General features: G+C 70.0%; 7 protein-coding genes. 6 read left to right on the plus strand and 1 reads right to left on the minus strand.

Annotated features, from left to right (window positions below; translation table 11 throughout):
• The first annotated feature begins 58 nt into the window (after positions 1-58).
• From NWF24_RS00060 to NWF24_RS00070, 3 genes are all read left to right on the plus strand, one after another.
• A complete protein-coding gene (locus NWF24_RS00060) occupies positions 59-12,910 on the plus strand; it encodes a filamentous hemagglutinin family protein (protein WP_258352389.1) in 12,852 nt (4,283 codons plus the stop codon).
• Between the two features lie 168 nt (positions 12,911-13,078).
• Positions 13,079-13,645, plus strand: a complete 567-nt coding sequence (locus NWF24_RS00065) for an RNA polymerase sigma factor (RefSeq protein WP_258352390.1) — start codon at positions 13,079-13,081, stop codon at positions 13,643-13,645.
• Between the two features lie 99 nt (positions 13,646-13,744).
• Entirely contained in the window at positions 13,745-14,371 is a 627-nt protein-coding gene (locus NWF24_RS00070; protein WP_258352391.1) for a transposase, read from the plus strand.
• Positions 14,372-14,381: 10 nt separating this feature from the next.
• On the opposite strand, the gene NWF24_RS00075 is transcribed toward NWF24_RS00070, so the two are convergent.
• A complete protein-coding gene (locus NWF24_RS00075) occupies positions 14,382-14,834 on the minus strand; it encodes a type II secretion system protein N (RefSeq protein ID WP_258352392.1) in 453 nt (150 codons plus the stop codon).
• 197 nt (positions 14,835-15,031) lie between these two features.
• On the opposite strand from NWF24_RS00075, the gene NWF24_RS00080 reads away from it, so the two are divergent.
• From NWF24_RS00080 to NWF24_RS00090, 3 genes are read left to right on the plus strand one after another with little or no spacing between them, the layout of a single operon-like run.
• The gene (locus NWF24_RS00080; RefSeq protein ID WP_258352393.1) at positions 15,032-15,526 is read left to right on the plus strand and encodes a prepilin-type N-terminal cleavage/methylation domain-containing protein; all 495 of its coding nucleotides are present in this window, start codon (positions 15,032-15,034) and stop codon (positions 15,524-15,526) included.
• A 3-nt stretch (positions 15,527-15,529) separates the two neighbouring features.
• The gene (gene gspI / locus NWF24_RS00085; RefSeq protein WP_258352394.1) at positions 15,530-15,904 is read left to right on the plus strand and encodes a type II secretion system minor pseudopilin GspI; all 375 of its coding nucleotides are present in this window, start codon (positions 15,530-15,532) and stop codon (positions 15,902-15,904) included.
• Positions 15,905-16,594 carry a PulJ/GspJ family protein gene (locus NWF24_RS00090; protein WP_258352395.1) on the plus strand — a complete coding sequence of 230 codons (690 nt, stop codon included), beginning with the start codon at positions 15,905-15,907 and terminating at the stop codon, positions 16,592-16,594.
• Positions 16,595-16,611 lie beyond the last annotated feature (17 nt).

A 16,611-nucleotide genomic window follows, 5' to 3' on the forward strand; every position in this document is an offset into this window, starting at 1 on the left:
TTTCGCCCCCCTCGACCCTCTTGCACGCGCTGTTGCGCTGCTGCTCGCTGCCTGCAGCGTGGCGGGCGGCAACGCCTATGCGCAGCAGCGCGCCTTCAGCGCCGGCTGGATGGCCCAGAAGAACATGGCGCAGAGCGAGGCCATGGCCACCGGCCGCCTGCCCAACGGCCTGCCCGCGTCCACGCTGACCAACCCTGCTGCGCAACAGCAGCAGGCCAGCCAGCAGTTGCAACGCTCGCTGGGCAATCTCAACATCGCTGCCCAGGCCATCGCCGCCCAGCAAGCTGCCCAGGACGCGGCGCGGCGCGCCGCGCAGAGCGACCCGTCTTCGGTGCCCGACGGCCTGGCCGATGGCGGCCTGCGCGTCGACACCAACAGCCTCACCGCCGGCTGGCTCAACGCCAACGCCCCGCAGCAGTCGCAGCAGGCTGACGGGCGCACCAACGTCACCATCCAGCAGACCGGCGACCGCGCCATCCTCAACTGGGAAACCTTCAACGTCGGCAAGCGCACGACTGTCGACTTCAAGCAGCAGGCCGATTGGGCCGTGCTCAACCGCGTCAACGACCCGCAGGCGCGTCCCAGCCAGATCCAGGGCCAGATCAAGGCCGATGGCACCGTGCTCATCGCCAACCGCAACGGCATCGTGTTCTCGGGCTCGGCGCAGGTCGACACCCGCAACCTCGTGGCCGCGGCCGCGAAGATCGGCGACGACCAGTTCAAGGCCCGCGGCATCTACAGCGCCCAGGAGAACGGCGCCTACGTCCCCAGCTTCACCGATGCCGGCGGCGCGGTGAAGGTCGAGGCGGGTGCGCGCATCAACACCACCGCCCCCACCTCCGTCAAACAGGGCGGCGGCTATGCCTTGCTGCTTGGCAAGGAGGTGAACAACGCCGGCACCATCACCACCCCGCGCGGGCAGGTGCAGATGGCCGCCGGTGACTTCTTCATCGTGCGCGCCGGCCAAGGCACCGCCTCCAACCAGGCTTCCACCACGCGCGGCAACGAGGTCGCGCCCCAGTTCAACCCCGACAGCACGGCCGGCCAGGTAATCAACACTGGCGTGCTGCAGGCCCCCGAGGGCGACATCACGCTGGCGGGGCGCAAGGTGGTGCAGGACGGCGTCGCCGTCGCCACCACTACCGTGGACGCGCGCGGCACGATCCATCTGCTGAACTCGGCCGGCGACACGCGGGGCAGCGTCACCACCACCGCGCGGGCCGTGAACGCGGTGCTGATCGACGACCAGAACGGCCGTACTGCACTGAACAGCCAGCGCGATGCACTGATCGCCGAATCGGCCAGGCAGGACCTGGCCCGGCGCATTGCCGCGGCCGACGCTTTCGACAACCTCGCGCGCCTGGACGACCGGCGCGACCAGTCGCGCATCGAGATCGTCTCGGGCGGCAGCGTGCTGTTCGAGGGCGGCTCCACCACTCTGGCCACCGGCGGGCAGATCGCCGTGAGCGCGGGCGGCACCTCGGGCTCCGGCACCGGACGCAGCACCGTGGCCAATGGCGCGCGGCTGGACGTCTCCGGCGCCGTTGGCGTGCAGGTGGCCATGGCCTCCAACAACGTTCAGATCAACATCCAGGGCAACGAGCAGCGCGATGCGCCGCTGAACCGGGACACCACGATGCTGAACAACAGCAACGTGTGGATCGACCGGCGCAAGCTGCTGCGCGTGGCCGCCGGCGTGGGCGGCTACGACACCGAGCGCTGGTACACCCCGGGTGGCCTGCTGGAGGTGGGCGGCTACCTGGGCCTGCAGGGCCACACCGCCGGCGAATGGGCCGCGCAGGGTGGCAGCGTGGTGTTCTCGGGTGCGGAGCTGGTCACGCAGACGGGCTCCAACATCAACATCTCGGGCGGCACGCTGGACGTGCAGACCGGGATGATCCGCCAGAGTTGGCTCAAAGGTGCGGATGGGCGGCTGTACGAGGTGTCGAACGCGCCGGCGGACATTGTCTACACGGGGCTCTACAAGGGCTATGAAGACGCCCACAAGCGCTGGGGCGACAAGACCACCGGCTACTTCTACAACCCGCTGATCGGGCCGCAGCAGCGGATGGACAACGGCTACACCGTGGGTCGCGATGCGGGGCGACTGGTTGTGTCGACGCAGGCGGCGGTGCTGGAAGGCGACGTGACGGCCGTGGCGTACCAGGGACCGGGGCAGGCCACGAAGCGCGACGAGGGACTGGACGGCTACGCGCAGTCGCACAACGCGGCAGCGCTGGCGGGGCAACTGGTGCTGGGCAGCTATGCCACGGCATTCAACAACGACTCGAAGAACGGACCTACCGGCGTGTTCCACAACTTGGCGCCGACACTGGACCGCATCGTGTTCGGAACCGACCAGCCTGACATGAGCGCGGGCCTGGCGCCTGGCGGGCCGCTGCCGCAAGCAAGCCGCGACGCGCTGTACATCGACAGCGAACGGCTGAACGGCTGGGGTCTGGGTGCGTTGCTCGCGGCGGGTAGGGACAACGTGACGGTGGATGGCGCGCTGTCGGTCGTTCCGGGCGGCAGCATTGCGCTGCATGCGCCGCAGGTGGACGTGAACGCGAACCTCTCGGCACGCGGCGGCAGCATTGCGCTGGGCAATGTGAGGACGCAGGTCGACAGCGCCACCGGCCGCGCGCTCGAAGGCGACATGCCCGCCTTTGGCGACAAGCCGGTCAGGGTCGTCATCGCCAAGGATGCCGTGCTCGACGCGCGCGGCCTGTGGACCAATTTGCAGAGCGACCCGTCCGACATTCGCGGCCTGCCTTTTCTCGATGGCGGCCGGGTCGACATCCGCACCACCGGCGACCTGAGCTTGCAGGCGGGCACGGCGATCGATGTGTCGTCGGGCGCGGCGGTGCTGGCCAATGGCAAGACACGCGGAGGCCGTGGCGGCGATGTCACCTTGCTTGCGGACATGCAGTTCGCGGCACCGTCGACGCATGGTCTTCTCACGATCGACGGCGACATCCGCGGCTACGGGGTCAACGGCGGCGGTACGTTGCGCATCGCATCGGGCACGGCCATTGCCGTCGGCGGCCAGACACCGGGCATCGACGGCACGCTGGGCACAGGGGTATCGGCAACCACCGACCTGATCCTGCTGCAGGACTACCAGGTGCGGGCGGGAGAAGTCCTGCCGACAGACTACAGGTATGAGCGCCTGCGTGCGAACCCCGGAGAGGCCATCGGGACGATGCCGCAATTCGGCGCGGGCATCTATGCCCTGACCCTTGCCGCAGACTGGACGCCGCCCTACGCCACCGGCTCCGGGGGCTACCGCGTGAGCGGGACCTTGAATGGCGTGCCCATGTTCTTCGATGTGACCTCGCAAGGCACGCGACCCACGCTACCGGCGGGCTTCATCATCACCAGCAGCTTTGGCGCAGAGGCCTTCCCGTCGAGCTACGTGGTTCCGGCCAACGTCTTCCCGAACGGCATCATGATCCTGCCCGAAACGGTGACGGTCGCCGCAGGCAATATCGCGCCCGCCGATTTCACGCTCACGAGCGGCTCCCGCGTGGCGGCCGGCGCGGTGTTCAACCAGCCGGTGACCGTGCGGGCCGGCCTGTCTGTCGATCCCTCCCTGCTCCAGTCGGGCTTTGCCCGCTACGACATCAACGGCCGGCTGGGCGTCGTCGTGGCCGACAACGCGCACCTCGACGTGCGCATGCCGGTCTATCGCGTGGCCGATTCGGCGCGAACCTTCGCCACTGGCAGCGATCCGCGTGAGATGCTGGAGCGCTGGACCCCACCGCTGTGGGCCGAAGACCCGCGCAGTGGCGTGCTCACGCAGCGCGGCGGTGCCAGCCTGGTGCTGCAATCGACGGCGGGCTCAGGCACGGCGCTGGTTGCCGGCGGTCCGGTCGATGTGCGGTCCGGCGCGGCGATAGAGGTCGATCCTGGCCAGTCGATCACGTTGCTGGGGCGCGATGTCACGGTCGATGGCAGGCTCAGTGCGCCCTCCGGCACGATCGCGATCGACCGTCCCCGCAACGGGACCGCCGGCACGCCCGGCCTGGTGTGGATCGGTGACAGCGCGGTTCTCGACGTCGCGGCGCGCGCCGCGACCGCGCGCGACACCCTCGGCCGGCTCTACGGCCGCGTGGCCGATGGCGGAACGATCAGCATCGGTGGAACGCTGGACTGGGAGAAGACCGGCGAGGCCAGCGCGGCGGAAGCCTTCATCGTCGTGCGGCCCGGCGCGCTGCTCGATGCATCGGGCACCAGCGCGATGCTCGACGGCGGTGGCCGCGCGGCGAGCCCTATCGCGGTGAACAGCAGTGGCGGCTCGATCATTCTCAAGTCCGACCATGGCCTGTACCTGGACGGCACGCTGCGCGCGGCGTCGGGTGGCGAGGGCGCCGCGGGCGGCACGCTCGCGCTGGCACTCGAATCGGCGAGCTATCCCACGGCGACGACCAGCGGCAACTTGCTGCGTCATCGCGAACTGGTGCTTGCGCAGACGCAGGGCGAGAGCCCCATCGCGGCGGCGCAAGGCCAGTCCGATGCGAAGAAGCAATTGCTGACCGGAAGCGCGCGCATCGGCGTCGATCGCATCGAGGCCGGCGGCTTCGACAACCTCTCGATGCTGGTGCACGGCCCGCTGAGCTTCGATGGCGACGTGAGCCTGCACATGGGAGAAAGCCTGCGCCTGTACGCGGGCAGCTACGCGCACGGAGAGAACGCGGCCGCGGGGTCGACGGTATCGCTCGCGGCGCCATACGTGCGCCTCGCAGGGGTGACGCGCATCCCCTCCGGCGACGGCATGACCCTGCCCTCGGCCATCTGGGGCAAGGGGCCTTCGCAACAGTCGGCCGACGGCAGCTTCTCGGTGCAGGCCGACCTGATCGACGTGCGCGACCGGGTGGGCTTCGGTGTCAATGCGGACATCAACCTGCGCAGCAGTTCGTACACCGTGGGTCGCCGCGGCTTCGCGGACATCGACATCGCCAGCAGCGGCGACATCCGCCTGCTGTCGGGGTTGCCTTCGCGTGGCCTGTCGGGCTCGGTCACCACCGAGCTGGCAACGCCCGGCAACCTCACGCTCACGGCGGCCCAGATCTATCCGGCGACGGGCGCGAGCGCCGCGATCACGGCTGGCTATCGCCTGCCGGATCCGGTCAACAGCGTCTCGGGCTATGCACCGGGCAGCGTGCTCTCCATCCGGCGCAGCGGCAGTGGCGATGTCGCCATGCCCGACTCTGTATTCGGCACCCTCACCCTGAGCGCCGAAACCGTCGAGCAAGGCGGCATCGTGCGCGCCCCGCTGGGTCGGTTGACCCTGGGAACGGAGGGCAGCAAACCCAGCCTGAAGACGGAGCGCGTGGTCCTGCTGCCGGGCAGCATCACCTCGGTGAGCGCGGCGGGCCTGCAAATGCCCTATGGCGGCACGGTGGATGGCCTGAGCTATCTCTATGCCGGCAAGCAGGTGACGCCGGAAAGCTTCGACAGCAACCTGCACGGGATCGGGCTGTCTGCCCGCCACGTCAATGCGCAGCCGGGCGCGGTCCTCGATCTGTCCGGCGGCGGCACGCTCAGCGGCGCGGGGTTCACCGCGGGGCGCGGCGGCTCGGTGGACATCCTGTCCACGCCGCTTGCCAATGCCAACCCGGCCAACGGCTACAGCAGCGCAGGCAATGCCGTCTATGCGATCGTGCCCGGCAGCGCCGCACGCTATGCGCCGGTCGCGCCCGATTCAGGCTTCGGCGCGCCCGGCATCGGCCAGCAGGTGACGATCCCGCCCGGCGTGCCGGGCCTGCCCGCCGGCACCTACACCCTGATGCCGTCGAACTACGCGCTAATGCCCGGTGCGTTCCGGGTGGAAATCGGCGCGGCTGGCCGGCCCGGCGATGCCGGCCTGCCAGCCACCGCCGTCGGCAACGGCACCTACGTGGCGGCCGGCTACCTCGGCGTGGCCAATACCTCGATCCGGGAGGCGATGCCGAACCGCATCGTCGTCACGCCGGCCAACAAGGTGCGCACCTACGCGAGCTACAACGAGACCGACTACAACAGCTTCGTGCTGGCCGATGCGGCGCGGTACGGCTTCATGCGCGGCATGCTGACCTCGGACGCGAAGTCGCTCGACATCTTCCTGGACAAGCCGAAGAGCGACGACGCCGTGCGCACGGGGCTCACGTTCAATGGCGAGGCCCGGCTCGCGGCCGAGGCCGGTACGCAGGGCTTCGGTGGAACTGTCAGCGTGAGCAACCTCAGCGAGGTGCTGGCCGAGGGCCAGCCCGCAACCGCTGACCTGCCAGGAGCTTCCGTGCACGACGCGGAGCTGAACCGTCTCGCCGCGCCGCGGCTGATGCTGAATGGCCGCATCGTGACCACCTACGGGCAGCGCGGCCGCATCGCCGACATCCAGGGCGAAGGCGCCCTGACAGTGCGCAGCGGTGCCCGACTCTCGGCTTCCGACATCGTCCTCGTGGGCAACTCGCTCACGATCGAGGAAGGCGCATCGTTGAGCACCATCGGCCGGGGCCGTGCGAGCTTCGATTCGAGCGACGGATACCTGTTCCAGGGCAGCGGCGTGCTCGCCCTGTCCAACGGTTGGTTCAACCTGCAGCTTGCGGTGCCGAGCAACGGCGTGGCCGGCAACGGCGCCATCGACATCGGCCGGTGCGTGAGCGCGTCCTGCAGCGGCACGACCACGCTGCTGTCGGAGGGCACGATCGCCGTCGCCACCGACGGCACGCTGACGCTGGCCGACAACGTCTCGTACGGCACGCGCAATCTCGTGCTGGCGCTCGCCGCGGTCAATTTCGGCGAGGACGCGAGCATTGCCGCCGCAAGCGCCGCGGGGCACCTGCCGCGTGGCCTGGAGCTCAACCAGGCGCGGCTCGACCGGCTGCTGGCCGGCAACACCGCCACCGGCGCGCCAGCGCTGGAGACGCTCGTGCTCAACGCGCGCGATGCGGTGAACATCTTCGGCGCAGTGGACCTCGACGCCTCACGCCTCGACCGTCTCATGCTCGGCACGCCGGCGATCTATGGCTACGGGGCGGCAGGCGATGTCGCCGCGATCCGCGCCGGCGAATTCGTCTGGACCGGCACCGAGGCCGTACCCGGCGCGCCGATGGGCGACCTCCTGGGTGCCGGCACGCTCGACATTTCGGCGCGCTCCATCGTGCTGGGCCAAGGGCCGAATTCGAAGCCGGACAACGCCATTCCCGACGCACGGCTCGCGCTGGGTTTTTCGGATGTGCGGCTCAACGCCAGCGAGAAGGTCACCTCGAATGGCAAGGGCACGCTGGCCGTGTTCGAACGGCAGGGGGCCTACACCCCCGGCGAGGGCTATGCCCGCGAGGGCGGTAACCTGCACATCGGCACGCCGCTGCTCACCGGAGACGCGGCTTCCACGATGCGCATCGAGGCCGGTGGCGCCATCGACATCGCCGCCGCGTCGCAGGGCGCTGCAGCCTCCGGCGACGCGCTGGGCGCCACGCTGGAACTGAAGGGCCGGCGCATCGACGTCGACGGCAACGTGGTGCTGCCTTCGGGCCGGCTGGTGCTGTCGGCCACGGAGGACATCGTGCTGGGCGCGGCCTCGCGCATCGATCTCTCCGGCCGCAAGGTCGCGCTGTTCGACGTCGACAAGTACAGCTGGGGCGGCGACCTCGTGTTGTCGAGCGCCGCGGGCAACATCGTGCAGGCGGCGGGCGGCGTGATCGACGTCTCGGCGGTCAACGAGCGCGCCGGCACGGTGGAGGCGAGCGCGCTTGGCGCCGGCGCCGGCCGTGTCGATCTCGGCGGCGAACTGCGCGGCAGCAGCAGCGGCCGCTACGACGCCGGCGGCACGCTCGTCCCCTACGGCGCGGGCGAGCTGACCGTGCGGGCGCAGACCGTGGCCGACTTCGCGGGTCTCAACCAACGCCTCAATGCGGGCAGCGTGTTCGGCGCGCGCCGTTTCCAGATCAAGCAGGGCGACCTGACGGTGGGCGACGGCGTGAAGGCGCGCGAGGTGACGATCGTGCTCGACGGCGGCAGCCTGCGCGTGGACGGCCGGATCGACGCGAGCGGCGAGCAGGTCGGCACGATCCGGCTCGCCGCCCGGGGCGACCTGCGCGTGGACGGCACGCTGGACGCGCACGCCACGGGGCTGCGCGTGGACAGCTACGGCAAGATCATCGACAGCCCCAACCGTGCCATCGTCGATCTGACCAGCCGCGACGGCATGCTCACGCTAGGCAGCAACGCGCGCATCGACCTGCGTGCCGGCACCGACGTGCCCATGGGTAGCGGCCCCGGCCTCAACGACGGCCGCGCGCGCGGCACGCTCGACCTCAATGCCCGGCGTACCGGCGGCGGTGGCGCGGGCGGCAGCGGAACCGGCGCGAACGATGTCGCGCTCACGGTCGAGGGCCGGCCGCTCATCCAGGGTGCGAAGACCATCGCCGTCAATGCCTTCCGCAGCTACGACGACGCGCCGCTGGCCGGGCTGCCCGACGTTTCGGGCTATCAGCCGCAGCTCATCACGCAGGCCTATCTCGATGGCATCGACGTCGAAAGCGGCGCGTTCGTCGACGCGGCGCTGGCCAACACCGCACTCACTTCCCGCCTCGCGGGCCTCGATGGCTGGCGCCTGCGCCCGGGCGTCGAGATCGTGAGCAACGCCAGCATCAATCCGAACGGCACCCTCACGGTCCTGGGCGACATCGATCTCTCGGGCTACCGCTACGGCCCGGATGCCAACCGTGCCGACCCCGCGCGGCGCGGCTTCGGCGAGCCGGGCGTGCTGTCGATCCGCGCCGCTGGCGACCTGAACATCCACGGCAGCATCAACGACGGCTTCGCGCCGCCCGCGGCCACGCCCGACGACAAGGGATGGGTGCTCGCCGAGACGACCGACAGCTTCGGCAGGACCGGCCCCACGCCCTTCGGCGCCGATGTGGTCGTGCCAATCGATGGCGTGATGCTCGACACCGGCACGCGTTTCCCCGCCGGCGCGAAGCTCAACTACGCCATTCCCATCGCCGGGGCGAGGCTGCCGGCAGGCACCGTGCTGCCGGTGGATGCGGTGCTCGCGGGCGCGCTGAACCTGCCTGCGGGCACGGTGGTGGGCGCCAATGTCTACAACGCCGACGGTTCGATTGCCTACAGCGCAGGCTCCGTGCTGGCGGCGGGTGTATCGCTCCAGGCCGGCATGCGGCTCGGTGCGGGCACGACGCTGCGCGCCGAGGCGGCGGTGGGTGCGCTGACCTGGCCCAAGGGCGTGGCGCTGCCGGTCGCCATGAGCCTTGCCAATCCGCTGCAACTGGCGCGCGGGTCGTTGATCCCGTCGATGACGCTGCTCGAACTGCCGGGCGACCAGCCGATCAACCTGCGGCCCGAATCGAATGGCGTGCAGGGCCGCAACTGGGCGGTCGCGCCGATGCTCGGCGAGGGCGCCACTTCGTGGGACGTGCAGCTGGTGGCCGGGGCCGACATGGGCTCGGCCGACCGGCGCGCGGTCAATCCTTTGTCGAAGGCCGCGATCAGGCTGGCCGATTCGCATCAGCTGTCGACGTTCACCACGGGGATCGTCGGCGGAGGAGGCAAGGTCTGGGCGAAGGACAACTGGTTCGGCTACGACGAAGGCACGCCGGTCGATCCGTCGGAGCTGTTCTGGTGCGACCTCGAGCCCAGCCTGTGCAACGACAGTGGTGGCCAGCCCGGCATCACCGGCAGCAAGCCCGCTGCCTCCGCGCCCAGCGTGGTGCGCACCGGCACCGGCGACCTGGAGCTGGTGGCCGCGGGCGATATCCGCACCGACTCGCTGTTCGGCATCTACACCGCCGGCACCTCGACCGCGGTCGACGCGGCGTACAACCAGCCGCGCGCAAGGGATGCGGACGGCAGCGTGCTGGGCGCGTATTCGCCGCTGATCGACTACGGCAGCAGCCTGGCAACCTACCGCGCCTGGTACCCCGACCAGGGCGGCAACGTGCTGATTGCCGCCGGCGGCAACCTCGTCGGCGACATCGCGGGCTCGCAGGCCTCGAGCGTGCTGCCGGGAAGCTGGCTCTGGCGCCAGGGCTCGGGCACTGCGGCGATCGACACGCCGATCCCGACGTCGTGGTGGATCAACTTCGGCACCTACACGCGAGCCGCCGACGGCGGCATCGACAGCGCGCCGCCACTGGTCGGCTTCACCGGCATCGGTGCGCTCGGCGGCGGCGACATCCGGATTCGCGTGGGAGGCGATGCGGGCGCGATCGGCTTGCGCGGCAGCCAGAGTTCCGGAACGAATACCGCGCAGGATCGCAGCGAAGGCCTAGTGATCGCGGTCGGCAGCACCGGCCGCGTGGCGGCCGACGGCACGCTTGCATTGACGGGCGGCGGCGACATCGACATGCGCGTGGCCGGCGCGCTCAACCCGCAGCGCGGCCTCAGCGGCGGGCGCGAGAAGCAGGTGCTGACAGGCGCCATCGCCAATCTGCGGGGCCAGACGCAAGTCGGCGCCGCATCGATCGGCAGTCTCGGCCTGCAGTCCGACACCATCATGGCCAACGACATCGTCGATCCGCGCGGCAAGGATCCCTTCGCGGCGACCACCGCGGACGCACGCGGCGGCATCAATCTCGTGCCCGGCGACACGGCGATGTACCTCGATGCCCGCGGCGACCTGGTGCTCGGCAATGCCGCCGATCCGGGCCGTGGCGCGATCGCCAACAGCTCGGCCTACGCTGTTGGCGGTGCTTCCTACAACGGAGGTGGCAACGGATGGTTCACGCTCTGGACCGATCGCAGCGCGATCAACCTGGCGGCCGCTGGCGGCAACCTGACGCCGACTTCGTTGCGCAGCGCCCTGGACGGCCGCGTCCAGACCTCGTCGGAAGACGGGTGGATCGTCTATCCGTCGATCTTCCGTGCCGCCGCGCTGTCGGGCAGCCTCTACTATGGCTACGCAACGCTGACTTCGGCGACCCGGAACCCCGAGCTCCTGGCCGCCAGCCTCACGCTCGCGCCTTCACCGACGGGCGACCTGCAGCTGCTCGCGCGGGATTCGATCTACGCGGGGCTCTACGGGATCAGCAGGTCGGGCGCCGACGCCGCTGCCTTGCCGACGCCGTTCCGTCCTGCGTTCGTGGGGCTGCCCTACGACAGTTCGGGGATCGTGGTCACCAACGCAGCCGCGGACGGCCATGCGCTGGGATTCGGCACAGCCTTCAACCGGACGATCTTCGCCTTTGGGCCGAACACGGTGTCGTCGTCATTGGCCAATGCGGCAGGCGCGTCGCCGATCCGCTTCTATGCGGCCGAGGGCGACATCATCGGGTTGAAGACGGGCGAGACCGTCACGCTCTTCAACAGCAGCGGGACCTTGTACAACGCTGCGGCGCCGGTCCGGATCAAGGCGGGGCGCGACATCGTCAACACCGGCGATGCACCGGGCGTGAGCAACATCGGCGCCATCGAAGGCTCCTCCGTTCGCGGCAACCTGGTCGTGCACGGCAACCCCGACGACGTATCGATCGTCTCCGCCGGCCGCGACATCCTCTACGCGAACTTCGACGTCGGCGGCCCCGGCACGCTGGAGGTCACGGCCGGGCGCAACCTGCTGCAGGAAGATCGCGGCGGCATCACCTCGGCGGGCCCCGTCGTGCCGGGCGACACCCGGCCGGGCGCTTCCGTCGCGCTGATGGCGGGCGTCGGCGCTTCGGCCGCCAATGCCGGGCTGGACATGTCGGCAATCCGCGCGCGCTATCTCGATCCGTCGAGACTCGCCGATGCCGCGACGCCGCTGGCCGGCCAGCCGGGCAAGGCCGCCAAGACCTACGAAGCGGAACTCGCCGCATGGCTGAAGGCGCGCTACGGCTTTGCAGGCGGCAGCGCCGCCGAGGCCCTGGCGTACTTCGACGCGCTGGCGCCGGAGCAGCAGCGCATCTTCCTGCGCGAGGTCTACTACGCCGAGCTGCGCGAAGGCGGCCGCGAGTACAACAACCCCGCCAGCAGCCGTTCGGGTTCGTACCTGCGCGGCCGCGAAATGATCGCCACGCTGTTCCCCGACCGTGACGCGGCCGGCAAGGAGATCGCGCGCAGCGGCGACATCACCATGTTCGGCGGCTCGGGCGTGCGCACCAATTTCGGCGGCGACATCGAGATGCTGGCGCCGGGCGGCAGGATCATCGTGGGCGTGCAGGGCGCCGTGCCGCCGGCCACGTCGGGCGTCATGACGCAGGGCCAGGGCGACATCCGCCTCTTCAGCGAAGGCAGCCTGCTGCTGGGCCTGTCGCGCATCATGACGACCTTCGGCGGCGACATCTTTGCCTGGTCCGAGAAGGGCGACATCAACGCGGGGCGCGGCTCGAAGACCACGGTGCTGTTCACGCCGCCGAAGCTGGTGTACGACAACCTGGGCAACGTCGAGATTTCCCCGCAGGCGCCGAGCTCGGGCGCGGGCATTGCCACACTGGCGCCGATCCCCGAGGTGCCGCCGGGCGACGTCGACCTGATCGCGCCGCTGGGCACCATCGATGCGGGCGAGGCTGGCATCCGGGTGTCAGGCAACGTCAATGTCGCGGCACAGCAGGTGGTGAACGCGGCCAACATCCAGGTCAAGGGCGAGTCGGCCGGCCTGCCGGTGGTGGCATCGGTGAACGTGGGTGCGCTCACCAACGCCAGTGCCGCGGCCTCGCAGGCAAGCGTGGCGGCGCAGGACGCGATGCAGCGCGAGCGCGCGGCGGCGCGGCAGGCCCTGCCGTCGGTGTTCACGGTCCGGGTGCTGGGCTTCGGCAACGAGCCGGCAAGCGGCGGCAGCAACAACAGCAACAGCGATGTGCCCGACGGCAAGTCGGGCACACCGGTCAGCTACAACCCGCGCAGTGTGATCCGCGTGCTGGGTGGTGGCGGCAATCTGCCGCCGGCGGCGAGCCGGCAACTGACGGATGAGGAGCGCGCCAATCTGCAACGTTGACCTGCGCTCCGCGCCCGCGGCGGGCGCACCTGGTTTTTCTTACCTTGATTCAAGGCTCGACCATTCCCGCGGCCGGAGATCCCGGCCGGTGGACTGGGCGGGCGTTCAGCGAAGCCCATCATGACTCCAGACTCCCAGGCCATAGGCCGTGCGCCGGACCGGTTCTCCATGCTGTTCCAACCCGGCTGGCAACTGCGCGACGAATGCATTGTCATGCCGGTGCCGGAAGTGCGCGCGCCGAAGCCGGCCGAGCCCGCCGTCGACCTGCAGGCACACCTGGCGACGCACTACGCGCAGTTGCACCGGCGCCTCGAGCGGCATCTCGGATGCGCGGACTTCGCCCGCGAGTGCCTGCACGATGCCTGGCTGCGCCTGGGCGAACGGCAGCCGCAGGAAGCGCCGGCGAACCCCGACGCTTATGTCTACCGCGTGGCCTGCAATCTCGCGATGGACAGCCTGCGTTCGCTCAAGCGCTGGCCGGGATCGAACAGCGACGAGGGCGCCGATCCGGACGTCATCGCCGACCTGCAGCCCGGCCCCGAGCTGATCGCCGAGGCGCGCTCCGAGGTGGCTGCCGTGGACCGCGCCATGCAGAGCCTGCCGCGCGGCCATCGCTCGGTGCTGCTGGCGCTGCGCTGGCACGAAATGTCGCGCCAGGAAGTGGCCAGGCGCCACGGTGTTTCGGTGCGCAGGGTGGACACCACGCTCAGGCAGGCCCTTGGCGTATTGCGTTGAACTTTTGGCGGGTGCGTTGCCTGCCCCTGCGGAACCTCCGCTCGCGCAGCTGTCACGCATCCTGTTGCATAGTCATCCGGGAAGTGGAGGAAACAGACGATGAAGTGGACGACACCCATGCGGGTCACCATGCAGGAGTTGGATGCCAGGCTCTCGAAAATCGTCGAACGGGCACGCGAAGGGCCGGTGGCGGTCAACCGCTACGGCTCACCCTGGGTCTGGATCGTGAGCCACCACGCGTGGGTGCAGGCCGACAACCTGCGCGCCCTCGTGCCCGAGGGCCATCCCCTGGTGGCGCTGCATGACCTGGTGGAAGACGCGCTGCGCTACGAGCGAGCGCTGCTGGCAGACCTGGAGCTGCAGCACGGCGGCAGGATCGGCGCCTCGACATTGGTGCGCAGCCTGATCCTGCAGATCATCTATTCGCTGGAGGACGGCGAGAAGGTGCACGAGAGCCTCACCTACAACATGCTGTTCCGGTGGTTCGTGGGGTTCGAGAAGTTCGCCGACGAGCTGCCCGGCCGCGTCGAGTTCACGCGCGACCTGAACGTGGTGGGGGCCGACCCGCGCGTGGCGCGCGTGATCACGCGCTGTCTTTCGAACACCTTCCTGCCGGAATCGGGCGACGGCGACTTCAGAGTCAATCGCGGTCTGTTGCATGCGCTGTCGACCTGGGCCTGCGCCGCCTCCGTGCCGGATGCGCGGCCGCACCAGACGATGCGCTAGCCCGTTGGGGCTACTGCGCAGCAGCAGCAGCGGGCGCGACCCTGACGATGCCGGGGTTGGCGGGCCGCGCAAGCACCGGTGCGGCAATGCGCTGGGACGTGCCGGCCTTGTCGATCACCACCGCGTCGGCCTCGATCGAGGTCAGCGTGACCGACTTGCCCAGCGTCTCGCCCGACCGGTAGGGCCTGGGCGCTGCGTCGTTGACGGACAGCACTGCAACGCCATGGTCGTCCCCCCTGATCAGCCCTTTGACGACGATGTTGGCCCGCACCTCGCCGGGTCCGAACCATGCCGCCAACGCGCCAGCTGTGGGGTCGGCATCCGCAGCCTGCACAGGCGGGGCCGGTGCGGGCGCAGCAGGCTGGGGCAGAAGGCGCGCCCAGGTCGCCACACCCGCCACGACGAGCAGCAGGCCCGCGGCGTGGACGGCGTATCTGGTGGATGGTTTCACAGGCTCGGTCATCGGTATTTCCCATTCGGTTGCCGCTGCTGCGGGCGTTGGAAGCCCTGTCTATCACGCGGCCGTTGGGGTTTGATGTCAGTGGCTTCGCGCTGCCGCGCCGGGGCGGTGTTTTCATTCCGGCATCACATGCGCTGCCTAGCATTGGGCAGGGCTTTTCAATCGATCAACCAACCGGGCGCAGCAAGATGAAGGTGTGCATGTCGCCGCGAACCCGGCGCGTCGGCGAGGGCGGCTTCTCGCTGATCGAGTTGATGATCGTGATGGTCATCGTCGGCATCGCGAGCGCGGCAATCAGCTTCGCCGTCGCGCCCGACCCTGCACAGGAACTGCGCCGCGATGCCCGCGAGCTGGCGCTGCGCCTGGCGGTGGCGCAGAACGAGGTGCGCATCGACGGCCGCGTCATCGCATGGCAGGCGAACGCCGACGGCTACCAGTTCGCGCGCGGCACCTGGCAGGCCGTGCCGGGCAGCGCGATACCGGCGGTATCGACGCTGGGCACGCTCGACACCTTCGCGCGCGACGACGAACTGCGCCCACGCCAGTGGCGCGTGGGCCCGGTGGAGGTGACGCCGGCCCGGCCGATCCTGCTGACCTCCGAGCTGATCGGCGCGACCTGGCGGCTCGAACTGCGCCACGGCAGCGCCACGGTGGCTGTGTTGCGCGACGCCGCTGGCGGCTACGAGGTGAGGTAGTCCATGAACAACGCGCCGCGCGCCGCAGGCTTCACGCTGATCGAGGTGCTGATTGCGCTGGCCATCGTCAGCATCGCGCTGGCAGCGATCGCGCGGGCCTCCAGCCTGACCATCACCAACCTCGGCCTGCTGGAGCAGCAGTCGTTGGCGATGCTGTCCGCGGAAAACAGCCTGGCGGAGCTGCGCATCGGCCAGGGCCCGGCCGGGCCGGGCGTCGTGCGCAGCGCCTGCCCGCAAGGCGGCCTGCGCCTGGTCTGCCGGCTCGAGGCCGGTGCCGCCGTCGACGGGCTGCGCACTGTGACGGTGGATGTCTACCTCGCGGAAAACGGCGACCGGCGCATGGCTTCGCTGCAGACGCGCGTGCAGGAGGGCCGGTAGATGACGCGACCGCGCCGGCAGGCCGGCTTCACCCTGGTCGAGGTGATGATCGCCATCACCATCATGGCGGTGCTGAGCCTGATCGCCTGGCGCGGCCTCGACAGCGTGAGCCGGGCCAACGGTGCGCTGGAACACCGCACCGAAGACATCGCCCGGCTGCTGCGCGCGCTCGACCAGATGGACCGCGACCTTGCCCTGCGCGTTACCACCGAGTTTCCGTTGCGCGCGGGCGATGCAGCTGGGCCCGGCGGCAACGGTGCGACACGCGAGGCAGGCGGGCGACCCGTTGCGGCCGTGGCACCGCCGGCCGACCTGCTGCCGGCCTCGCTGCAGGCGCGTCGGCAGAACGGGTTGCCCTTTTTCATCGAGATCGTTCGTACAGCGCCTGCCGCACCGGGGTATTGGCAGCGGGTGCAGTGGTGGGAGCGCGGCGGTGTTCTCTATCGGGCCGCAGGGCCGGCTGCGGCGGCGTTTCCCTTGCCTGCGCCCGATACGGCGGATCGCACGGCGGTCTTGAACGACGTCACCGCCTTCGAGCTTCGGGCGTGGGAGCCGGGCGTGGGGTGGCGTCAGTTGCCTGCGATCGCACCCGCGCGCATGGGCGCGACTGGTCTGGAACTGGCGCTCGCGATTCGCACGAGCATGAGCGGCGAGGTACAGACTTTCCGCCGAGTCTTTCCGCTCGACTGAGCGCTGTGCCTCTTCTC

The sequence above is a fragment of the Variovorax paradoxus genome (assembly GCF_024734665.1).
Taxonomy (GTDB): domain Bacteria; phylum Pseudomonadota; class Gammaproteobacteria; order Burkholderiales; family Burkholderiaceae_C; genus Variovorax.

Coding starts and splice junctions, on each gene's coding strand:
- NWF24_RS00065 (WP_258352390.1), top strand. CDS start 13,079: ATGCTGTTCCAACCCGGCTGGCAACTGCGCGACGAATGCATTGTCATG.
- NWF24_RS00070 (WP_258352391.1), top strand. CDS start 13,745: ATGAAGTGGACGACACCCATGCGGGTCACCATGCAGGAGTTGGATGCC.
- NWF24_RS00075 (WP_258352392.1), bottom strand. CDS start 14,834: ATGACCGAGCCTGTGAAACCATCCACCAGATACGCCGTCCACGCCGCG.
- NWF24_RS00080 (WP_258352393.1), top strand. CDS start 15,032: ATGTCGCCGCGAACCCGGCGCGTCGGCGAGGGCGGCTTCTCGCTGATC.
- gspI (WP_258352394.1), top strand. CDS start 15,530: ATGAACAACGCGCCGCGCGCCGCAGGCTTCACGCTGATCGAGGTGCTG.
- NWF24_RS00090 (WP_258352395.1), top strand. CDS start 15,905: ATGACGCGACCGCGCCGGCAGGCCGGCTTCACCCTGGTCGAGGTGATG.